Here is a 21,416-nt window from a genome sequence, read left to right as displayed (position 1 = left end):
GCTCCCCTCAGGCTTGCGAGACTTCCGCCGGTCGGGGGCAGGCGACGCCGGTCCCGCCGAGACCACAGTAGCCGCCGGGGTTCTTCGCCAGATACTGCTGGTGGTACTCCTCGGCGTGGAAGAAGGGCGGCGCCGTGCGGATCTCGGTCGTGATCGGACCGTAGCCGGCCGCGGTCAGTCCCGGCTGGTAGGCGTCGCGCGAGGCATCGGCGGCGCGCTGCTGTTGCGCGTCGTCCACGAAGATGGCGGAGCGGTACTGCGTGCCGACGTCGTTGCCCTGCCGCATCCCCTGGGTCGGGTCGTGGCTCTCCCAGAAGACCTTCAACAGGCCTTCGAAGTCGATGACGCGCGGGTCGTAAACGACGAGCACCACCTCCGAGTGGCCCGTCCCGCCGCTGCACACCTCTTCGTACGTCGGGTTCTTCGTGAACCCGCCGGCATAGCCGACGGCGGTCGAGTAGACGCCGTCGAGCTCCCAGAACGTCCGCTCGGCGCCCCAGAAGCAACCCAGGCCGAACACCGCCTTGCGGGTCCCCTCCGGAAACGGCGGGACGATCGGGCGGCCGTGCACGAAGTGCCCCGCCGGCACCGGCAGCGTCGCGTCACGGCCGGGCAACGCCTCCGCCGCGGTCGGCATACGCAGACTGGCTGGATTGGCGAACAGCATCGTTCCTCCTCGACGCAGGCAGAACCCACGTCTTTTTCAGCATAGCGAACCCCGGAGCGCGGACGCCCACGGGGGCCGGATATCGTACTGCATTGCCGCGCGTCACGGATCCTCCCGGGCGAGGTCCCGGAGATCCTGCCGGTCGACCTCGCGGTCGAGCCGGCGCTTCTGATCCAGAAGCTGCCTGCGCGGCATCACCGGCGCCTCCACGCCCCGGACCTTCACGGTCACGGACACCGCGGGGTCGATGGCCGCCTCCCGCCACGCTCCCGTCGCCGCCTCCCGTAACCGGGCCGCTTCCGCGATGCAGACGTCGATAGTCACCCCGTCGAAGGACAGCGACAGGGCGACGCGGTCCCAGGCGTCGTCGCGCCGACGCCAGGGATAGTCGACGACGTGCTCCTCCGCCCGCCGCAGCAGCGCGGGCACGTGCTCGGCCGCGATGAACAACTCCACGCTGCGGATCGGGCGCGGGGCGCCGTACGCGGCGGCGGCGACGTCGCCCGTCAACTGGAAGGGAATGGCGCATTCGTCGAGCAGCCCGCACACCCGGCGCAGCACCGCGGCCGGTACTTCCCCACCCGCCGCTCCCCGGCTCGCCACCTCGGCCACTCCGTTCGCCGCCTCCGTCACGCGGATTCGCCGTCCGCGTGCATTGCCGGCGCACGCTCGAACGCCGCCCGCACCCGCGGCTCGAAGCAGGCGCTCGCGGTACAGGGGCAACGTGCCGGTTCACGCGGATTCGCGCAACGGGTAGTATACGGAGACAACCAACAGGATATTCGACGTCGTCGCGGACGGCAGGATGATCTTCCTCGAAGCACGCCGAGCAGCGGTTTCCGGAATCGGAGGAGATCATCGGCGCCCCGCGCGCGTCTCACGGAGGGAGGACCCATGGCGAGAACAGTCACCCGCAGGGATATCCTGACCGGCGCGGCGGGCGCCATCGGCGCCGCCACGCTTGCGCCGGTCGGCCAGCGCGTCCACGCGCAGGACACCACGAAGTCCCCGGGGGGGCCGGCGAGCGCGCTCGGGGCGCGGTCGCCCCACGAGCCGCTGGCGCGCGGCAGGGTCACCGGCCTCTCGTCGCGGACGCCGCTGCAGGATCTCCACGGCATGATCACGCCGTCGGACCTCCACTTCGAGCGGCACCACGGCGGCGTGCCGGCGGTCGACCCCGACGACTACCGGCTCCTGATCCACGGGCTGGTCGAGCGGCCGACGATCCTCACGCTCGCCGAGTTGAAGCGCTTCCCCGCCACGTCGCGCATCTGCTTCCTGGAGTGCTCCGGCAACTATCCCACGGGCGCCGGACCGGAAACGAAGCCGGAGCTGGTCTGCGGCATGACCTCCACCACCGAGTGGACCGGCGTGTCGCTCGCCACGCTGTTCCGCGAGGTCGGCGCGAGCCCCGACGCGACGTGGTTCCTGGCCGAGGGACAGGACGCCGCGGTGATGACACGCAGCGTCCCCATGGAGAAGGCCTGGGACGACGCGATGGTCGCCTACGCGCAGAACGGCGAGGCGCTGCGGCCGTCGCAGGGCTACCCGGCGCGGCTCCTGCTGCCGGGCTGGGAGGGCAACTCCAACGTCAAGTGGCTGCGCCGCATCGAGCTGGCCGACGCCCCGTTCATGACGCGCGAGGAGACCTCGAAGTACACCGACCCGCTGGCCGACGGCACGGCGCGGCAGTTCAGCTTCGTCTTCGACGCCCGTTCGATCATCACCTCGCCGGCCTGGCCGGACGTGGTCGAGCCGGGCTGGATCGAGCTCCGCGGCGTCGCGTGGTCGGGGCGGGGCACCATCGCGAAAGTGGACGTCAGCACCGACGGTGGCCGCACCTGGCAGGAGGCGAGCCTGCAGGAGCCGGTCCTGCGGCAGGCGCACACCCGCTTCCGGCACCTGTGGCGCTGGGATGGCTCCGGGACCGAGATAATGAGCCGGGCCACCGACGACACCGGCTACGTCCAGCCGACGCGGGCCGCGCTGCGCGCCGTTCGCGGCCGCCGCGCGCGCGGGTATCACCTCAACCCGATCACCGCGTGGCGCATCCAGCCGAACGGGCAGGTCTACTACCGGGAGGAGCCGCCGTGGGACGCGTGACGCAGAAGGGGACGTTGACGACATCGCTGGTCGTCGCCGCGCTGGCGCTGAGCGCCGCCGGTTTCCTGCTTGCGGGGCCGGCCGCGGCACAGAACGCCGGCGGTGACGGTGCGCAGTCGATCCCCGAGTCGTTCGGCTTCGGCCGCGCCGCGACCGCGGCGGAGATCGCCGCCTGGGACATCGACGTCATGCCCGACGGCACCGGCCTGCCCGAGGGCGAGGGAACGGCGGCGAGCGGCGCCCCGGTCTACGCGCGACAGTGCGCCGTCTGCCACGGACAGTCCGGCGAGGGCGGCATCGCGGATCGGCTGGTCGGATACACGCCGGAGACCACGCCGCCGTTCGGGCCGCGCTACGAGGAATGGCGCGGCGACGGTCCCGACGTGCCGTACTCGGTCGGCAACTACTGGCCCTACGCCACGACGCTGTTCGACTACATCCGCCGCGCGATGCCGTCGAACGCGCCCGGTACGCTGGAGGCCGACCAAGTCTACGGCCTCGTCGCCTGGATCCTCGCAGAGAACGGTCTCATCGCGGCCGACGAGGCGATGAACGCCACGACGCTGCCGGCGGTCGAAATGCCGGCCCGCGACATCTTCGTCCCGCAAGAGCGCTGACCGGCGCAGGGCGCGGTCAGCCGTCGGATCGCCGCCCCGGCCGTTCGCCAGGATGTTCCGGTGGCAGATCCGTACCGCTTTCACGCCTATAGCCTACCCACATAGAATGTGGCGTGCCCGTAAGCGGCCATCTCCTGCTCTCCGCCGATCCACCCCGCTTCACACTGTCCCGCGGCGTCTTCCTCCGCCTGCTCGGCTTCGTCTACTTCGTGGCCTTCGCCTCGCTCACGCCGCAGCTCGCGGGCCTGGTCGGATCGGACGGCCTGCTCCCGGCCGCGGGTTATCTCGAACGGGCGCACGACCTGTGGGGCCGCGAAGCCTACGTGCAGCTTCCGACGCTGCTGTGGCTCTGGCCGGGCGACGCGCTGCTCGCGATGCTGTGCTGGCTCGGAATCGTCCTGTCGGTCGCCGCGATGGCCGGCGCCGCCCCCATCGCCGTATTTCCATCGCTCTGGGCCGTGTACCTGTCGCTGACCGTCGCCGGACAGGACTTCCTGTTCTTCCAGTGGGACCTGCTGCTGCTGGAGACCGGCCTGCTGGCCGTGCTCTACGCGCCAAGGGGCTGGTGGCCGCCGATCGAGACGCGAGGGCCGGAGAGCGCAGCGGCCCGCTGGCTGGTCTGGGGGCTCGCGTTCAAACTGACCTTTCTGTCCGGCGTCACCAAGCTGCTGAGCAACGACCAGACCTGGTGGGGCCTGACCGCACTGCGGTACCACTACGAGACGCAGCCCATCCCCACGTGGGCGAGCTGGTACGCGCACAACGCCCCCGACTGGTTCGGGACCGTGTCGGTCGGGATGATGTTCTTCATCGAGCTCGCCGTGCCGTTCGTCATCCTGGTCCCGCCCCGCTTCCGGCGCGTTCGGACCGCCGGCTGCGCCCTGCTCTGCCTGCTGCAGGTGCTTATCGCGGTCAGCGGCAACTACGGCTTCTTCAACCTGCTGACCGTCACGCTGTACATCTCCCTGCTGGACGACGCGGTAATCGCGGGCGCGCTGCCCTGGTTGCGGGCGCCGGCCGGATACGCGCAGCGGGGAGCGCCTCGACCGGGCGCGCGGGGCATGGCCATGGCGGTGCCGGTCACGATCCTGGCGGTCCTGAGCGCGCTGACGTTCGTGCGAGAGATCCGGCGGCCGACGCCGATGCCGGGTTGGTCCGATGCGCTGCTCGGCGCCGTGGCCCCGCTGCGATCCGTCAACGGCTACGGCCTATTCCGGGTGATGACGACCGACCGGCCGGAGATCGTGATGGAAGGATCGGCGGACGGCGTCGCCTGGACGGAGTACGCGTTCCCCTGGAAGGCCGGCGACCTCGCGCGGGCGCCCGGCTTCGTCCAACCGCACATGCCGCGCCTCGACTGGCAGATGTGGTTTGCGGCGCTCGACCCGCAACGGCAGGCCCACTGGCTGTTCGCTCTGGTCGATCGCGTGCTGGAGAACGATCCGACCGCGCTCGGCCTGCTCGAGCACAATCCGTTCCCCGACGAACCGCCCGCCTTCGTCCGTCTCGTGCTGTACCGCTACCGGTTCACGACGCCGGAGGAGGCGGAGGACGGAGACTGGTGGAAACGCGAGCTGATTGGCTACCTCACCGAACCGATTCCCCGCCGGCCGTGATCGCGCCCGGCGCGGCCGGCCGTCGCGCGCCGCACCGATCCGGCGGCAGCCGACGTTCAGTGCACGCGGGGCGTCCGGAACTTCTGGCGGGCGGCGATCTCCATCAATGCCCGGCGCGCGTAGCCCTCCGTATCGGGATGCGGATCGGCGTCGAGCACCGCGACGAGGTGCTGGTACGCGGCGGTCGGCTGGTCGCGCGCGTAGAGCTGCACCAGACCTGCCCCCAGATGCGCCTCGGCCGCGTAGGGGCCGAGCGGGTAGTCGCGCAGGTGCCGCTGATAGACCACCAGCGCCGCGTCGGGATGCCCGTTGTTGGCCAGCCAGCGTCCGAAGTTGATGGAGTCGCCCGGCATCAGCAGCCGCGCCGTGCGCGCCGCGCTCAGGCGGAAGTACTCGGCCGCGGCCCGGCCGTGCTCGCCGGCGGCGATCAACTGCCGCACGCCGCGCACCGATGACGGATCCGCGTCGAAGGCGGGTTCGGCCGGGTCCGGATCCGGCTCGAAGTCCCGCGGCCGGCGCTGCACCTCGCGCCGCTCGCTCCACCAGGCGTAGGCCAGGCCGCCGAGAAAGCCGCCGATGTGCGCGCCGTAGGCCACGCCGCCGCCGGCGCCCCGCGTCACGAGGAACGGCAGCAGGTTGTCGACGATCAGGTACATCCCCAGCACCAGCCGCGCGGGCGCGTAGATCACGTGCATGAAGAACGGGAACAGCATGATCCACAACCGCACCCGGTTCCTCGGAAACCAGATGAAGTAGAACCCGAGCACGCCGGAGATGGCGCCCGACGCACCGACCATCGGCAGGACGGATCCGAAGTCCAGCACCGCGTGGGACAGAGTGGCCAGGAATCCGGTGCCGAGATACGCCACCAGGTAGCGCGCCGGACCGAGGCGATGCTCGACGTTGTCGCCGTAGATCCAGAGGAAGAGCATGTTGCCGGCCAGGTGCATGAACCCGCCGTGGAGGAACAACGAGGTCAGCAGCGCGATCGCGCTCGGGTCGGCCGGCCGGAAGCCGTAGGAGAAGACGACGAGATCGTAGGCCGAGACCTGCATGAGCAGCCGCTCCGCCTCCATCCGGCTTGGGAGCTGCGGGCGAATCGCGTTCAGGTACTCGAAGAGCGCGGGGTCGTCCAGGGCGGGGCGGACGGCGCTCAGCGGCAGCGTCACGAACAGGAACACCGCGACATTGATGCCGATCAGGGTGTAGGTGACAACCGGCACGCCGCGCGGGTTCGGCTCGTCGCCGAGCGGCAGGAACATGGATCAGCCTTCCGTGGCCGCTTCGGCCCTCGCGTCGGACAGCAGCTCGTCCAGGGCCCCCAGACGCCGCGCGATCTCGTCGCGGACGGCGCGGAACCCATCGAGCTTCTCCGCGTCGGACCCGGCCCCGCCGGCGGGGTCCGGCAGCGGCCAGTGCAACCGCCGCGCCGTCCCCAGGAACGCCGGGCAGACCTCCTCGGCGCACAACGTCACGACGAGATCCACCGACGCCGGGTCGATCGTCTCCACGCTCCTGGAACGCTGCCCGCTGATGTCGATCCCGACCTCGTCGAGCGCGGCGATGGCGAATGGATTGACCGCGGCAGGCGACGACCCGGCGCTGGCAATCCGGACGCGGTCGCCGAACCGCGCCCGCGCGAGCCCTTCGGCCATCTGGCTGCGCGCGGAGTTGGCGACGCAGAGAAAGAGCAGGCCCGGCATCGTTGTACGCTATCACGTGGAGGCATACATGATGCGGCGATTCGTTCTCCTGATTCCGGCGCTGCTGCTTGCCGTGGCGTGCGGCGGCGATGACGGCAACGGCGGCCCCACCTCGCCCACTTCCCCCAGCGTAGGGCTCGACGTGCCGTTCAGCACCGAAGACCTGACCGTGGGAACCGGGCAGGAGGCCATGAACGGGGACACGCTCTCGGTGCACTACACCGGCTGGCTCTACGACCCGAACGCCGCCGAGAACAAGGGCATGGAGTTCGACTCCAGTCGGTCGCGCGACCCGTTCGAGTTCACGCTGGGGGCCGGTGGCGTGATCGCCGGCTGGGACCAGGGGGTGCTCGGGATGCGGGTCGGCGGTCTCCGGCGCATCGTCATTCCGCCCGAACTCGGCTACGGCAGCAGTGGGCAGGGCCCCATCCCCGGCGACGCGACCCTGCTCTTCGAGGTCGAGCTGCTCGGCATCAGCTAATCGAGCCGAGCCTCATCTACGCCAAGGCCGGACGCAGGACCCGGCCGGGACCAGCCTCGGCGCGTGCGCGCGGATGCGGCGCGGGTCTCACTCCCCGGCCTGCTCACCGCACGTGGGCCCGGATCTGGTGGTTGATCCGGTGGATGCGCCGCTGCAGCATCTTCACCCGCGCGCGGTCGCCCGCCTCGAACGCAGACTGCTTCTCGGCCTTCAGCGCCCGCATCGTCTTCTTGGCGCCGTTCTTGTCGAACCCGCCCACCACGTGGTGGTGCTCGTGGGTGTCGATCCCCAGGGCCTTGCAGAGCCCCGGCAGCAGGTGCTCCTTGTTGAGCTGCGAGAATCCCTGCACCGCCTCGTGGTCCAGGCCGCGGGCAATCTCGCGCAGATCGCCGATCGTCTTGTGCTTCAGTTGCTCGTACGTGTACTCCGCCATGGCGAACCTCTCCCTGCTGAACGCCGTGCTCACTTCACGGGCAGTGCGAACACGAACAGGCCGTTGCCGGCGTTCGGACGCCGTACGTCGGGGATCAGTTCCGCCGGCATCGTCGTCCAGCTCCCGCCCCCCGTGCCGGTGCCGATCGCGACGTACTGCCGGCCATCCACGCTGTAGGTGACGGGGAACCCCTGCACCGCGGTCGGCAGGCGCGTCTGCCAGAGCTCTTCGCCGGTCGCGATGTCGTAAGCGTACGCCCGCCGGTCGTAGGTGCCGACGAACGTCAGGCCGCCGGCCGTCGTCAGCGCCGCCGAGATGTAGGGCGACCGCTTGCGATGCGACCAGAGGATCTCGCCGCTGACGTGCATCGCGACGAACTCGCCCATGTTCCCATCGCTGTCCGGGTGCAGAAAGTTCTCGCGGAACACCATCCCGGCGCCGCCGCCGCCCTCGCGGAACTCGACCTCGCTGTATATGGTCCGCTGGCAGTTGAGCGTCAGGGGAATGTAGAACGCCTCGGTCTCGGGGCTGTAGGCCATAGCCCGCCAGCTCTTGAGGCCCGAGTGGCTCGGGCAGAACGACAGCTCCTCGTCCAGGACCGGCATCATGCCGGGGCGGAACGACATGCGTCCGGTCTCGGGCTCGATGTCGACGATGTTCTGGTAGCCGAGGTCGGTGGCGTTGATGAACCCGCCGGTCTCGCGGTCGAGCTGCCACAGGATGCCGAGCTTGCCCATCGTGAAGACCGACGGCCGTCCGTCGACCTCGACGAGGATGCGCTCGAAGGTCTCGTCCATGTCGTGGGACTCTCCCGGCAGGTGCTGGAAGTACCAGCGCATCTCGCCGGTCGCGGGATCGAGCGCGAGGGTCGAGCTGGTGTAGAGCGCGTCCGCGTCGGTGCGGCGGCTCACCTGGGCCCAGGGCTTGGCCTGCGCCACGCCCCAGTAGGTGAGGCCGAGATCCGCATCGTAGCTGCCGGCGATCCAGGCGTCGCCGCCGCCGCGGAACATCATCGGCAGGTCGCCCCAGGTATCGCCCCCCGGCTCGCCCGGCCGCGCCACGGTAGACGTCCGCCACAGCTCGCGCCCGGTCTCGGCGTCGTGCCCGGTGATGAAGCAGCCCTCCTCCCAGAACCGCAGGCAGCCGGCCATCCCGGAGACCACCACGCCCTCCACCACCAGCGCGCCGCTGCTGAAGAAGAAGCCCTTCGACGAGTCGGCGACCTCCGCCTCCCACACGATCTCGCCGGTCCGCGCATCCAGGGCCACGATGTTCGCGTCGGCGGTGTTCAGGATGATCTTGTCCTGGTAGATCGCGATGTTGCGGTTGGGACGCCCGCGGCCCCGCGCGGTGGGGAACTGCCGGCGGTACTCCCACAGCATGTCGCCGGTGGCGGCGTCGAGCGCCTGCACGATGTTGCCGGGACTCGCCAGGTACATCACCCCCTCGTGGATGATCGGCGTGGTCTGCTGCGAACCCGGCTCCATCGCCCACGACCAGACCATGCGGAGATTGCCGACGTTCTCGCGCGTGATCCGATCCAGGGGGCTGTACCCCCAGCCGTCCTGCGTCCGGCGCCAGTTCAGCCAGCTCTCCGGCGGCGGGTCCGCCAGCACCGCGTCGGTGACGGAACTGACGGCGGGGGCCTGGGCGGCCGCCGGTGCGGCCTGCGCCAGGACGGCGAGCACGACGAGGGCGGCGAGGGTGACAATCGCGACGGGACGAGTCATCGTGGACTCCCTTCGACCGCAGGCCTGCGGCCGTGACAAATGCGTCGATTCCGTTGAAGGCACCATAGCACGTACCAAACACCACAGGCGGCTCACCGGCGTGAACCGAGCGGTGTCCCGGGCGCCGCCGCGGCATGCGATCCATCCGTGCACTCACGTGGGGCCGATGGTCACGCCCCGCGATGGTGCAAATCGCTGAACCCGTCCGAATTGACGCATCGCCTTCACGGGAACGACGCGTTCTTCCACAGGCTTTTCCACAGCTTCTGTGGATTCCCGCCCGACGGACCAACCGTCCTTGCGACCGGCGATGATCCAGGATGTCGAACGACCGGCAGCGACCGGCACGGTGCACGTCCCGTGCAAGCAAGTCGCACGGAATGAACCACTTGCAACCATGTGTGGCGCCGCGAGCGCCGCGCGCAAGACCGATGCGGAGGCTCCGCGGCGAGCGGTCGACGGAAGTGCCGCACAAGGGCCGCGACACGCAGCGCGCCGCCGCAATCAACAGCCCGAGCACGGACGGACGGATGCCCGCCTGCCCCCTCCCGCAACCGTGTTCGTGTGTGGACGATAAGACCGTCGCCGCCTTGTGCCCGAGGGACCTGATCCACGCCGTTCTACGGCGCAGACTCCTGCTGCTCGGCCTCGGCGCGCTCCCACCAGACGGAGCCGAAGTTGATGAACGGACCGCCGTCTATCGAGATGCGGGTCCGCACCTGGTAGGCGAACGGCGAGGTCATGTAGGTACGGCCCCGCAACCGGATCTCGGACTCCTCGCGCGTGAGCGGCGCCGCCTCCCAGTGGTGGGAGAAGTAACCGCCCGGGTCGCCGCCGACCCGGCCGAGCTTCACGAGGCGGAAGCCGCGGCTGTCGTCCTCGATGCGCACCAGGTACTTCGCGCGCCGGTCGTAGACCATGAGGGCCTCGATGGTCACCGGGAAATCGTCCACCGACGCCTCGACGGTGCTCGCGTAGGTGCACCCGCCGACGTGGCGGACCGTCTCGGTGCCGACGAAGTAGCCGGACGGAGCCAACGGCGATTCCGGCAGCACCCCTTCGATGTTCCAGGCGCCGACCAGGTAGTGCGGGTCGAACGGCGCCGGATCGTCGCCCTCCCCGTCCCGCTCCACGCCGACCGTCGGCCGCCGCAGCGCGTTCAGCGCGTCGATCAGCTCCAGCTCCTGCTCGGACAGGCACTGGTCGGGGGTCAGGGTCTCGCCCTCCCGCAGCTTCACGATCGGCTCCGCCTCGATCTGCGCGGTGGTCTGCGCCCCCAGCGGCGCCGCCGCCGCGACGAGGAGCACGGTGCATGCAACGAGCCTGATCATCACAAGCGACTCCCTACTCGCCACAAGTGTCGGCCAACCCCACGACGGACAACAGGTTGATCCGCGCGGCATCGTCCGACTCGATCAACAGCCCCTTGATCAGGACCGTGCGGCCCGCGCGCAGCTCGCCGGTGGCGTTCACCTGATCCGGGGTCGTGAAGGACGATCGGTCGAACGAGCGCAGCAGGGCCTCGGCGCCGAGAAAATCGGCCACGCCCACCAGGTGGAACACGTGCGTACCGAGAGCCTGCGCGCGCGCCTCGTTCACCTCGTCTTCGTCGAACACGCCGGCCTCGGTCACCGTCGGCTCGGCGGCGCGCGCCAGCCACCACTCGGCCTCCCCCGCGCGGCGCTCCACACAACCGACCGTGTGCACGATCTCGACCGCGGGCGCGCCGCCGGTCGCGGCCACCCGCTGGCCCCGGGTGGACGCGGGCGCCAGCCAGACGGCCGCGGCCAGCAGAAGGACCGCTGTCTTCCCGTACGACATGTATCGATGCTCCAGGCTGCAGGCGGGGAAGAAGAAGGGCCGGCGCGACGCACGCCCGGCCCTTCCCGGATCACGCGGCGCGACCGCGCGTCAGTTGTCGCCCGCCGTGTCCTCGTCCTCCAGCGTGTACTTGACGTTGGCGAGGAACATGTCGTCCCAGCTCTGCTCCGACCAGTAGACCTCCTTGTGCGGAGCCGGATTCAGGCGGTTGGCCCGCGAGTTGTCGTAGCGGGCGATGGCCTTCACCGTGCTCCCCGCCGGCACCCGGATCGGCTCGACGAGGTCGTACTCGAACTGCCAGTCGAAGGCGTAGTTCGGCACCCGGAGCAGGATCTCCTCCCGGCCGTCCGGGTAGGTCAGCACGTAGGTCACGTCCTTGCCGCGCACGTGCATATGCAGGAACAGGCTGTGCAGGACGGCGTCGTTCCGGAACGCCCCGATTCCGGTGACCGTCCAGTTCGGATCGTGCGGCGGGATGGGCGCCAGCAGCGGGTTCAGCCCCTGGCCCGCCTGCCGGTCGGGGTTGGCGGCCCGCCGCTCCTCCTCGGTGAGCGGAGGCGGCGCCACGAGCTGCTCGTTCTCGGAGGTGTACTCGCGCAACGAGAGGGTGCGCTGGTACTTCCCGTCCGTGTCGTTGGCGAACCAGGCGCCGATGGACGGTCGGGCCCGCTCCGGCTTGCCGGTGGCCTGGTAGTGCAGGTTCCAGATGATGTAGTCGAACAGGTCGCCGCGCACCTCGCGGACCTGGCCGTCGCGGACCACCCTGGCGCCCACGCCCGGGATGTACGGGCCGAAGCCGGCGCGCGCCCGGCGGCGCTCCTCGAGCTCCTCGTCGGACTGCTCCTCCACGGCCGCGTCATCGTCCGCGTCGGTCTCCTCGGGGTCGGCGTCCGGATCCTCCACCGGTACGTAGTCCACCAGCGGCCCGCCCGGCCACGCCGGCCCGCGGCCCAGCTTCGTCCCCGGCGGCAGGTCGACCAGGCCGGTGGTGATGTGGTGGGTCACCGCGTAGTTGCCGGGCCGCACCTCGGTCGCCGACACGCGCATGACGTCGTCGAAAGGCAGCGGCGTGAACAGGTTGAAGTTCGGGGTCTCTCCCTCCGCGTCGATCTTCCACGCGATCGGGAACTCGATGACGTAGTCCGGATCCAGCCCGTCGGGATGGCTCCAGCCCGCCGCCGCGAAATCGGGCGGCTCGGGGGCCGGCCCGTCGCCCTGCGGCGCGCCGCCGTCGACCCACGCGACGATCGTCTCGATCTCCTCGTCGCTCAGGCTGATGTCGTTGGAGAACGTGCCGAACCGCGGGTCGGCGAACCACGGCGGCATCTCGCGCGAGACGACCTTCGCCTTGATGGCCCGCGCCCACGGCCGCGCGTCGCGGTACGACAGCAGCGACATCGGCGCCACCTGGTTCGGTCGGTGGCAGCTCGCGCAGTTGTCGAGCAGGATGTCCCCGACGCGCTCGTTGTAGGTGGGGGTCCCTTCGGCCGCGACGGCTGGAGCGGCCGCGAACGACAATGCGATCAAGATGCCGGCAGACAGTGCGACCAGTCGCGTCATCGGTCTGATCTCCAACGATGTTGCCGAATTCCCGGGCCGGCGCGCAGGGTGGTTGCAGGCGCCGGCAGCAGCAGTCAATCGTAATACGACGAGCGCGGCGGTTCAATCGGCAACGCCTCGCGGGTCGCGGCGGCAGCGCTGATCGGGCGTGTAAGATGGGCCTGTTCGGTGGGGACACAATCAGCCGCGTGGTGCAGCGCGCAGGCCCGAGGAGGACGCGATGCGACAGTCGAGCAGCGCATGGGTGATGGTGCTGGCGGCGGCCGGACTCGCAGCCGGCGTGGATCTGCAGGCGCAGCAGGAAGCCGAGGGGGCGAACGCCGTGCTGCCCTGGGCGTACGTGCTCAACGAGCCGGTCGAGAACGCGGACACGCCCGATCCCGACGAGATCGTCACGGTGCCCGGCTCCAGCGTGTCGATGCCGCGCTCGGCGATCAATATCGACAACGGCCCGCCCGACTGGCACCCCGACGCCCATCCGCCGATGCCGGAGGTCGTGGCGAGCGGCGGCGGCGAGGGCGTCGTCGCGTGCGGCTACTGCCATCTGCCGAACGGCCAGGGCAAGCCGGAGAACGCCGGCGTCGCCGGCCAACCGTACGAGTACATCGTGCAGCAGATGACGGACTGGCGGAACGGTCTGCGCCGGCCGGGTGAGCCGCGCATGGGCCCGCCCTCCTTCATGGAGCGGATCGGACTGGCCACCACCGACGCGGAGGCGCGGATCGCAGCCGAGTACTTCTCGTCGATCGACTTCAAGCCGTGGGTCCGCGTCGTGGAGACCGACGCGGTGCCGAAGACGCGCTTCGCGGGGTGGATCCACGAGGTGGTCGAGGGCGGCGGCGCCGAGCCGATCGGCACGCGCGTGGTCGAGACGCCGGAGGACCTGACCCGGACCAAGCTGCGCGACGACGCTTCCGGCTTCATCGCCTACGTGCCGTCGGGCGCAGTAGGGCGGGGACGCAACATCGTGCTCACGGGCGGCGACAACTCGGTGGCCTGCACCACCTGTCACGGCGCCGACCTGCGCGGACTCGGCCCCGTGCCGGCGCTGGCCGGCCGCTCGCCGAGCTACATGGCCCGGCAGCTCTACGACCTGCAGACCGGCGTGCGCGACGGGGCGTGGTCGGACCTGATGGACGCCGCGGTGGAAAACCTCACACTCGAGGACATCGTGAACATCGTGGCCTATACGGCTAGCCTGGAGCCGTAGGAAACACGAATTCGAAGCGAGGGCCTGGCGGAGATCATCGGATAGCTCCGCCCTCAGTTTGCCCCTTCGCCTTCGACCGGCTCGATTCTCAGCACTGCCCCTGCCTCGTGATCCGTCGTCACGTACAGCAGGCCGTCCGGCCCCTGCTTGACATCGCGGATGCGCTGGTTGAGCTCGGTCAGCAGCGGGATGTGACGCACCGGCAGGCCCCGCTGGTTGAAGACGATGCGCTGGAGCTGCGTGGTGGCCATGCCGCCGACGAACAGGCTGCCCCTCCACGCCGGGAACCTGTCGCCCGTATAGAGGGCCATGCCGCCGGGAGAGATGACGGGGTACCAATAGAGCAGCGGCTGCTCCATGCCCGGCGCGCAGGGCTCGGGCAGCTCCGGGCCCGTCCCGCCCGTGCCCGCCGTGGCCTCTCCCGTGTACGCGCGGCCGTACGAAACGACCGGCCAGCCGTAGTTCCGGCCCGGCCTGACGATGTTGAGCTCGTCGCCGCCCTGCGGACCGTGCTCCACTTCCCAGAGCTCGCCGGTCTCGGGATGGATGATCAGGCCCAGCGGATCGCGGAAGCCCAGGGCGTAGATCTCCGGTCGATAGGCCGGGTCCCCGATGAAGGGATTGTCTTCGGGCGCGGTCCCGTCGTCGTTGAGGCGCAGAATCTTGCCGGCGTGACTGCCGGGTTCCTGGGACTGCTCTGCCGTGCCGATGCGATTGCTGCCACCGTGCTCCCGGTCGCGCAGCGGCATGCCGATCGACATGAAGATCCTGCCGTCGGGGGCGAAGATCAGTCTGGCCACGCTGAAGCCGCTGACCCGGGCGTCCGAGACGAAGATGTCCTCGACGTCGGTCAGGGTGTTGGCGCCGTCGAAGCGGGCGCGCGCCAGCACCGACGTTCCCGCGGGCGCCTGGGACACGGCCGCATCCTGCGGCACGTCGTCACTCCGGTCGGGCTTCAGGTACGTGAAATAGACCAGCCGGTTTTCGGCGAACCGCGGATGCACCGCCACGTCCCACAGGCCCAGCCGGCCACCGTAGCTGTTGAGCACCTCGGGCATGCCGCGGATGGGTTCCGGATCGAGCACCCCGTCGCGGATGATGCGCAGGCCGCCCGAGCGCTCGGCGACCAGAATGTCGCCATTCGGCAGGAAGTCCACGGCCGACGGACGGAAGAAGCCCTTGATGGGGACGACACGGAACTGCTGGTCGCCGAAGCCCAGGATCCGCGGCTCGTCGGGCAGGGTGTCGGGGCCGATCCCCCGGCGTCCCTGCTGCGCGTTGCTGATGGCGATGAACAGGCACAGCGTGAGGATGACGAAGAGCGTGCGAGACCGTCCCAGCGAGCTTGCGTGCGTCATGGTGAACCTCCGGTACGCGGGTGGATACCAGTTTCGGGCCGCGATCGGGCGGCCGAGGGACGCCGGTCGACATCGACTCGACGACCGGCGGTCGCCCGCCGCGGTCACTCCGGCAGAGCGAACACGAACAGGTTGTTGCCGAGGCTCGGACGCAGCTCGGGGGTCAGGTCGATGAAGCGCGGCGTCCCCGTGCTGACGGCGACGTACTGCCGGCCGTCGACGGCGTAGGTGATGGGGAACCCGGAGACCGACGAGCCGAGGTTGATCTCCCAGAGGACCTCTCCGGTCCGGTCGTCGAAGGCGCGGAACCGCCCGTTGACGTCGCCCCCGAACACCAGCCCGCCGCCGGTCGCCGCCAGCGACATGGTGGCGGCCCGCTGCTCGTATACCCAGGCGGTCGCCCCCGTCTCGGCGGAGATCGCGTGCACCGCGCCGACCTGATCGGTACCCGGCGCGATCTGGCTGCGCCACGCGATGGCGTACAGCCGGCTCGCCTCCTCGTCCTCGAAGGTACTGGCGCGCATCCGCGCGCAGACGTTCCGCAGCGGCATGTACATCGTGTTCGTCAGCGGGCTGTAGGCACCGGCCTCCCAGTCCTTCCCGCCGCTCGCGTGCGGACAGGCCAGCACCACCTGCCCCTGCGCGGTGAAGACCAGCTCCGCGTTCTCCGACACCGCCCCGGTCGCCCCGTCGATGCCGCTGATGACGTTCTGGGTGATGGTCGGGGTGGCCCACAGGAACTCGCCGGTCTCCCGGTCGAGGGTGTAGACGACGCCCGTCTTGCCCGGAATGCCGGTCAGGACGCGGCGCTCCTCGCCCGGCTGCAGCCGCGGGTTGATCCAGCTCACCGCGGCCGGGTCGGGTCGGACCGGGGTGTCGACGAGCAGACGCTCGAACGGATGATCGAGGTCCCAACTGTCGTTCAGGTGCTGGTAGTACCAGACAATTTCTCCCGTGTCGGCGTTCAGCGCCAGGGTCGAGTTGTGGTAGAGGTGGGTCCTGTCGACCCCGCCGAGCATGAACTTCGGCGCCGGCGAGGTGACCGACGTGCCCAGGTAGACGAGGTTCAGCTCGGGATCGAAGCTCGGCACCATCCAGGAGCCGACGTGCCCCCGCTCCTCGAAGGGGACGTCGCCCCAGGTCTCGTCACCGAACTCGCCCGGTCCCGGAATCAGGCGGCGCCTCCAGAGCTCCTCGCCGGTCAGCGCGTCGTGGGCGACGATGACGCAGGCGTGCGGCCCGCCGCGCGGATGGCAGCTCCGCCCCGAGATCACCTTGCCGTCGGCGACGATGGGACCGGAGGTCTGATTCGCCGGGTTCACCCGGTAGTCGAGGACCTCGGTCTCCCAGACCACCTCCCCGGTGGTCGCGTCGAGGGCAATCACGTAGTCGTCGCTGGTGCTGTCGAAGAGGAGCGTGTCGTAGATGGCGATGTTGCGGTTGTGGCCGATCAGGCCCGGGATCATGTAGTCGGCGAGATCGTCCGGGCGATCGCGCTGGTACTGCCACAGCAGATCCCCGGTCACCGCGTCGATCGCCTGGATGAGATCGCGCGGATTCGGCATGTACATCACGCCGTTGCGGACCAGCGGGGTGCCCTGCTGGCGACCCGGACCCAACCCGCGGGACCAGACCATGCGGAGGTCGGCGACGTTGTCGCGATCGATCTGGTCGAGCGGACTGTAGCCCCAGCCGTTCAGCGTGCGGCGCCACATGAGCCACTCGTCGGGGCTGGGATCCTGCAGCTCCGCGTCGGTGACCGGATCGATGCGCGCGACCTGCGCCTGCGCCGGCAACGAAGCGGCGACGGTGACGGCGGCGAACGCGAACGCCGCCAGCCAGGTCCGGAACGACGGCGAGTCGGATGCGGGCATGACGCCTCCTCCGGGTTCGAGTTCTGGCCGATTATGTCACCGGGCAGGAGCCATCTCCTATCGTTGCGCCACGCCGCCCGACGTCTCTGAACGCGACTCTCGCCGCTATCGAGCGATCACGGTCTTGAAGCGCCGCAGCAGGAGCGCAATCAGCCCCCCCTGGTAGCCCAGGCCGGCCAGGAAGTAGAGGACCACGCGGGGTTCGCCGGCCTCGAGCATCCAGAAGACTTTGAGCGGCCAGTAGAGCGGGTCGAGCCCGATCGCGACCTGCCACGGCGACGCGACGAACCAGGCCAAAACCGGCGGCCAGGTGAGCACCCCGGCGCCTTTCAGCAGGGCGAACCCCTGGACCTTGTTCGCCGCGAACGCGGCGACGAACAGCGCGTAGAGCGGCGCGGCGGGGGCCGCCTGGACGGCGGCCGCGAAGGCCGCGACGATACCCATCTCGACCAGGTCCGCGATGGCGATGCCCGCCATCATGACCGGCACGCTCACGGCCATCGGGACGGCGATGCGGTAGGCGAGGTACCCCTGCACGGTGAGGGGCGTGACCTGCAGAGCCGTGAGCGTGCGGTCGTCGCGCTGATCGAGCAACAGGAAGCCGACGACCGAACCCAACAGCGTCGGCGTCATCAGCGCGAGGAAGCTGGTCAGCAGCGGGTAGTACGGGGTGAGGTCGAAGGCGTAGCGCTCGCCGAGCCAGCCGTCGAGGGCCGGGATGCCCCACCGGAACACGAAAGCGAGGACGATCGGCGTGCCGATAAGCCACCGCAGCATGCTGTCGCGGGCGACGCTCTTGAGGTCGATGGGGCCGAGCGCGCGGATGACGGCGGCGGCGGTCGGCATCAGCAGCCTCCCTCACCGGCGGCGCTGCCGCGTCTCTCCCGCGCGACGATGAACCGGTCGAACGCCCGCCGGCCGGCGAGCAGCAGCAGCCCGGCCCAGGCGGCGGAGTACAGCACGCCGTAGATCCACTGCCATGGCCCAAGCGGCCGGAACGCCCCGCCCAGCAACACGAGCGGCGCCGTGAAGGGATGGAGATAGAGCAGCCCGGTGTCCCAGAGGCCGAAGTAGTGCAGCATCGGGAGCGAGAGAACGGTCGTGAAGAGGACCGAGGGAAACAGGAACTCGTTGATCGACCGGTAGCGGGCGACGAGAAGGAAGCCGGTCAACGTGTACAGGACGCCCGCCAGCACGGTGCCGGCGATCAGCGGGCCGGCCGCGAAGCCGCCGCCGTACGCCGACCAGACGATGGCCACCTGCTCGACCACCGAGAGGGCGGCCAGCGTCAGTGTCTTCGAGGCCAGGTACTCCCAGTCGGCCAGCGGCGTCACCACCTGGGCCTCCAGCGTCCCCTCGCCTTTCTCCAGCAGCACGAGGCCCGCGACGAAGTAGAAGTTGACCATCACGAGGTTGCCGAACACGACGGCCGGCAACAGGTAGCCCCAGTCGATCGGTGGGAGAAGGGTGAGCACGATGAACCAGCAGACCAGCACGAAGGCCACCGCGTAGTAGAAGCCGTTCCGCATCTGCAGGCGGAGGTCCAGGCGCACGGTGGCGGCCAGCCTGTGCATCGGTTCACTGCAGGCTGTGGCCGGTGATCCGCAGGAAGACGTCCTCGAGGGTGGCTTCCTGGGTGTGCACGGTGTGGACGGTGGCCTCACGCAGCAGGACCAGGAAATCGGCGTCGTCGCCGAGTCCGTCGAGCGGAAACTCGCGCCGCCCGGGGCGGCCGTCGAGGTCGTACTCCATCACCACCGTCCGCGCGCCGTGGGCCAGCTTCAGGCCGTGCGGCGAGTCGACGAGCCGTATCTCGCCGTTGACGATGAAGGCCACGCGGTCGCACAGCTCGTCGGCCACCGTCATGTCGTGCGTGGTCAGGAACACGGTGCGGCCGGCCGCCTTCAGGTCCCGGATGAGGTTCCGGATGTGCCGCCCGCTGACGGGGTCGAGCCCCACCGTCGGCTCGTCCAGGAAGATCAGTTGCGGATCGTTGAGCAGGGCGCGCGCCAGACCGAGCCGCGTACTCATACCCTTGGAGTACTCGGCGACGAGGCGCGCGCCGTCCTCCGCCAGACCCACCAACTCGAGCAGCGCCTCCGGCTCTCGGGTCTCGCCCCGGTACAGCGCCCGGAAGTAGCGGAGGTTCTCCAGGCCGGTCAACCGGAGATAGTGATTGGGCAGCTCGAACGAGACGCCGATGCGCTCGTAGTAGTCGGCTCCCAAGTCCGCGAGGTCGCGGCCCATTACCGAGACTGTGCCCCGATAACCCCGCAGCAGCCCGATCAACAGCTTCTGGGTGGTCGACTTCCCCGCGCCGTTGGGTCCGAGAAACCCGAAAATCTCGCCGCGGTCGATGCGGAAGCAAAGATCCCGCACCGCGGGGGCCGTTCCGGACGCGTAGGTGAAGGTGAGCCCGTCGACGTCGACTACCGGCATGCGTGCGTCACCGCGCCGTCTTCCGGTGGGGGTTATATGCGATGGTGCCCAGAGGAGCAAGCGGCGAACGGTGCGGCGATAGAAGACCACGCGGGTATAATCGGCCGACTGTGTCGCGTGTCCTGCTGGAACCGTTGCCGATCCGGCAGTCCAGCCCGATCGTCAAGGAGGTTCCGGATGAGCTCAGTCAACACGTCGCTCCGGTGGATCGTCTCGCTGTCGCTCGCGGTGATCGTCACCGTGCTGGGCGTCGCCGACGCCCAGCCGCAGTCGCCCGAGCGACTTCTCGTCCTGCTGAGGGATGCCAGCGCCCTCGCGATCGTCGACCCGGCGAGCGGAACCGTTCTCGGGCGCGTGCCGACCGGCAGGGACCCGCACGAGGTCACCGCGTCGGCGGACGGCCGGCTGGCGTTCGTGGCGAGCATGGTCGATGGGATTTCGGTCATCGACATCGCGGCCCAGGAGGAAATCCGGCGGGTGGATCCCGGCCCCGGCAGTCTGACGCACGATGTGCTGTTCGCCGCCGGCAAGGTGTACTTCACCATCGAGGGCTACAAGTCCATCGGCCGCTACGATCCGTCAACGGACCAGATCGACTGGACGCTCGGGATCGGCCAGGACGGCACGCACATGCTCGTGCTGGATCAGGACCGGGACCTGATGTTCCTGCCGAACATCGGCTCGAACACCGTGACGATGGTCGAGGGCGCCATGGCGGGTCCGGCTCGAGCGACGCTCACCGATATCCCCGTACCGGGCGTCAGGCCCGAGGGCCTCGACCTGTCGCCGGACGGCCGGGAGCTCTGGACGGCGACCCGCGGCGATGGGGGCGTGTCGATAATCGACGTGGCGAGCCGACGGGTTGTCGAGACGCTCGACCTGGGTATGCAGGATGCCAATCGCCTGAAGTTCACCCCGGACGGCCGCGTGCTGATCATCGACGGCGAAGCGGCATCCCTGGTGGTGATGGACGCTGCTTCCCGGACCGTCATCGAGCGAGTGACCGTGGGCTCGACGGACACCGGCGACGGCGCCGTCCTGGTGGCGCCCGACGGCTCACGCGCCTATCTGGGGCTGCGAGCCGCGGACCGCGTCGCGGTCGTGGATCTGGACACGCTCGAGGTCATACGCGAGATACCCATGGGCGACGGCGCCGGTCCCGGCTGCCTCTACTGGATCGGCGCGATGTAGCTGACAGCGGGATCAGTAGATCCGCCGTCTCACCGCGCTCCAGCCGAACCGGGATGGATTCCGGTCCCCCGCCCCTGGTGGAACCGTACGGTGATCACCTCGATGCTTGCCGGGCTACTGCCCGGTGCCGAGGGGTCCGATGTGCTGGTTCTGGTCCGCGAACTCGAGGTGGATCGAGACGCGAGGTGCGTCGCCGACGTTCGCCGTCGTGTGCCCCTGGCCTGTCAGATCGTCGATGTATTCGACCGACCCTGCGGGCAAATCGACCTTGCCTTCCGCCACCTCGAGCTGTCCGCCACCCGTCAAATTGATGATGTATCGGCGCCCCGGGGCCACATGCCAGTCGATGAAGCTCCCCGGCGGTGACACCCGGACCCGCATGCCGGTGACCTCCTCCATCACCGAGTCCGCGTTCAGTGGGATGTTCTCGACGTGCGAAAGTCCATCGGTGCCTGTATAGATCCGCTGCATCATGAACGGAGCGTCCGACGCCTGCGCCTCCACCACACCCTGACCGCCCTTGACCGCCCACCCAAGACCGAACCCGACCACAAGGGCTCCGGCCACGAACAACCTCGTCCTCGTCATGGAGCTCATCTGGAATTCCTCCTGC

Annotated in this window: 21 protein-coding genes; 6 read left to right on the top strand and 15 right to left on the bottom strand. The window is 69.6% G+C overall.

Features of this window, described 5'->3' with window-relative positions; genetic code table 11:
* Positions 1-7 precede the first annotated feature (7 nt).
* Positions 8-667, bottom strand: a complete 660-nt coding sequence (gene msrA / locus F4X11_12760; protein MYN65882.1) for a peptide-methionine (S)-S-oxide reductase MsrA — start codon at positions 665-667, stop codon at positions 8-10.
* Between the two features lie 102 nt (positions 668-769).
* Positions 770-1,300: a hypothetical protein gene (locus F4X11_12755; protein ID MYN65881.1), complete on the bottom strand. Its 531-nt coding sequence runs from the start codon at positions 1,298-1,300 to the stop codon at positions 770-772.
* A 261-nt stretch (positions 1,301-1,561) separates the two neighbouring features.
* On the opposite strand from F4X11_12755, the gene soxC reads away from it, so the two are divergent.
* The 3 genes from soxC (at position 1,562) to F4X11_12740 (ending at position 5,003) form a co-directional block, all read left to right on the top strand.
* Positions 1,562-2,770, top strand: a complete 1,209-nt coding sequence (gene soxC, locus F4X11_12750) for a sulfite dehydrogenase (GenBank protein MYN65880.1) — start codon at positions 1,562-1,564, stop codon at positions 2,768-2,770.
* 14 nt (positions 2,771-2,784) lie between these two features.
* The gene (locus F4X11_12745; protein ID MYN65879.1) at positions 2,785-3,387 is read left to right on the top strand and encodes a cytochrome c; all 603 of its coding nucleotides are present in this window, start codon (positions 2,785-2,787) and stop codon (positions 3,385-3,387) included.
* Between the two features lie 113 nt (positions 3,388-3,500).
* Positions 3,501-5,003 (top strand): lipase maturation factor family protein, encoded by a 1,503-nt coding sequence (locus F4X11_12740; GenBank protein MYN65878.1) that lies wholly within the window; start codon positions 3,501-3,503, stop codon positions 5,001-5,003.
* Positions 5,004-5,059: 56 nt separating this feature from the next.
* On the opposite strand, the gene F4X11_12735 is transcribed toward F4X11_12740, so the two are convergent.
* Both F4X11_12735 and F4X11_12730 read right to left on the bottom strand, forming a co-directional pair.
* On the bottom strand, positions 5,060-6,265 hold the full coding sequence (locus F4X11_12735; GenBank protein MYN65877.1) for a rhomboid family intramembrane serine protease: 1,206 nt from the start codon (positions 6,263-6,265) through the stop codon (positions 5,060-5,062).
* 3 nt (positions 6,266-6,268) lie between these two features.
* Complete coding sequence (locus tag F4X11_12730; protein MYN65876.1) at positions 6,269-6,706, bottom strand: arsenate reductase ArsC; 438 nt, start codon at positions 6,704-6,706, stop codon at positions 6,269-6,271.
* Between the two features lie 31 nt (positions 6,707-6,737).
* On the opposite strand from F4X11_12730, the gene F4X11_12725 reads away from it, so the two are divergent.
* Positions 6,738-7,187: an FKBP-type peptidyl-prolyl cis-trans isomerase gene (locus F4X11_12725; GenBank protein ID MYN65875.1), complete on the top strand. Its 450-nt coding sequence runs from the start codon at positions 6,738-6,740 to the stop codon at positions 7,185-7,187.
* 103 nt (positions 7,188-7,290) lie between these two features.
* Here F4X11_12725 and F4X11_12720 read toward each other — a convergent pair whose 3' ends face one another.
* The 5 genes from F4X11_12720 to F4X11_12700 all read right to left on the bottom strand — a co-directional run bounded on the left by F4X11_12720 (position 7,291) and on the right by F4X11_12700 (position 12,731).
* Positions 7,291-7,620: a hypothetical protein gene (locus tag F4X11_12720; GenBank protein ID MYN65874.1), complete on the bottom strand. Its 330-nt coding sequence runs from the start codon at positions 7,618-7,620 to the stop codon at positions 7,291-7,293.
* 29 nt (positions 7,621-7,649) lie between these two features.
* A complete protein-coding gene (locus F4X11_12715) occupies positions 7,650-9,350 on the bottom strand; it encodes a PQQ-binding-like beta-propeller repeat protein (protein MYN65873.1) in 1,701 nt (566 codons plus the stop codon).
* Between the two features lie 620 nt (positions 9,351-9,970).
* On the bottom strand, positions 9,971-10,681 hold the full coding sequence (locus F4X11_12710) for a hypothetical protein (protein MYN65872.1): 711 nt from the start codon (positions 10,679-10,681) through the stop codon (positions 9,971-9,973).
* 13 nt (positions 10,682-10,694) lie between these two features.
* A complete protein-coding gene (locus F4X11_12705) occupies positions 10,695-11,171 on the bottom strand; it encodes a hypothetical protein (protein MYN65871.1) in 477 nt (158 codons plus the stop codon).
* 90 nt (positions 11,172-11,261) lie between these two features.
* Positions 11,262-12,731 (bottom strand): cytochrome c, encoded by a 1,470-nt coding sequence (locus tag F4X11_12700; protein MYN65870.1) that lies wholly within the window; start codon positions 12,729-12,731, stop codon positions 11,262-11,264.
* A gap of 220 nt (positions 12,732-12,951) precedes the next feature.
* On the opposite strand from F4X11_12700, the gene F4X11_12695 reads away from it, so the two are divergent.
* Positions 12,952-13,941 carry a cytochrome C-binding protein gene (locus tag F4X11_12695; GenBank protein ID MYN65869.1) on the top strand — a complete coding sequence of 330 codons (990 nt, stop codon included), beginning with the start codon at positions 12,952-12,954 and terminating at the stop codon, positions 13,939-13,941.
* Positions 13,942-13,994: 53 nt separating this feature from the next.
* Here F4X11_12695 and F4X11_12690 read toward each other — a convergent pair whose 3' ends face one another.
* The 5 genes from F4X11_12690 to F4X11_12670 all read right to left on the bottom strand — a co-directional run bounded on the left by F4X11_12690 (position 13,995) and on the right by F4X11_12670 (position 19,612).
* Complete coding sequence (locus F4X11_12690; GenBank protein ID MYN65868.1) at positions 13,995-15,299, bottom strand: PQQ-dependent sugar dehydrogenase; 1,305 nt, start codon at positions 15,297-15,299, stop codon at positions 13,995-13,997.
* Positions 15,300-15,403: 104 nt separating this feature from the next.
* The gene (locus F4X11_12685) at positions 15,404-17,173 is read right to left on the bottom strand and encodes a PQQ-binding-like beta-propeller repeat protein (protein MYN65867.1); all 1,770 of its coding nucleotides are present in this window, start codon (positions 17,171-17,173) and stop codon (positions 15,404-15,406) included.
* Positions 17,174-17,278: 105 nt separating this feature from the next.
* On the bottom strand, positions 17,279-18,019 hold the full coding sequence (locus tag F4X11_12680; protein MYN65866.1) for a hypothetical protein: 741 nt from the start codon (positions 18,017-18,019) through the stop codon (positions 17,279-17,281).
* On the bottom strand, positions 18,019-18,747 hold the full coding sequence (locus F4X11_12675; GenBank protein MYN65865.1) for an ABC transporter permease: 729 nt from the start codon (positions 18,745-18,747) through the stop codon (positions 18,019-18,021). The genes F4X11_12680 and F4X11_12675 overlap by 1 nt, the downstream gene beginning before the upstream one ends.
* A gap of 4 nt (positions 18,748-18,751) precedes the next feature.
* Positions 18,752-19,612, bottom strand: a complete 861-nt coding sequence (locus F4X11_12670; protein MYN65864.1) for an ABC transporter ATP-binding protein — start codon at positions 19,610-19,612, stop codon at positions 18,752-18,754.
* 177 nt (positions 19,613-19,789) lie between these two features.
* Here F4X11_12670 and F4X11_12665 point away from each other — a divergent pair, with 177 nt between their 5' ends.
* On the top strand, positions 19,790-20,803 hold the full coding sequence (locus F4X11_12665; GenBank protein MYN65863.1) for a YncE family protein: 1,014 nt from the start codon (positions 19,790-19,792) through the stop codon (positions 20,801-20,803).
* Between the two features lie 114 nt (positions 20,804-20,917).
* On the opposite strand, the gene F4X11_12660 is transcribed toward F4X11_12665, so the two are convergent.
* Positions 20,918-21,376: a hypothetical protein gene (locus F4X11_12660; GenBank protein MYN65862.1), complete on the bottom strand. Its 459-nt coding sequence runs from the start codon at positions 21,374-21,376 to the stop codon at positions 20,918-20,920.
* Positions 21,377-21,416: the final 40 nt, after the last annotated feature.

Source organism: Acidobacteriota bacterium, assembly GCA_009861545.1.
Lineage (GTDB): Bacteria > Acidobacteriota > Vicinamibacteria > Vicinamibacterales > UBA8438 > WTFV01.
Note: the sequence above shows the minus strand (reverse complement) of the source record. Positions and strands in the feature narration are given on the sequence as shown.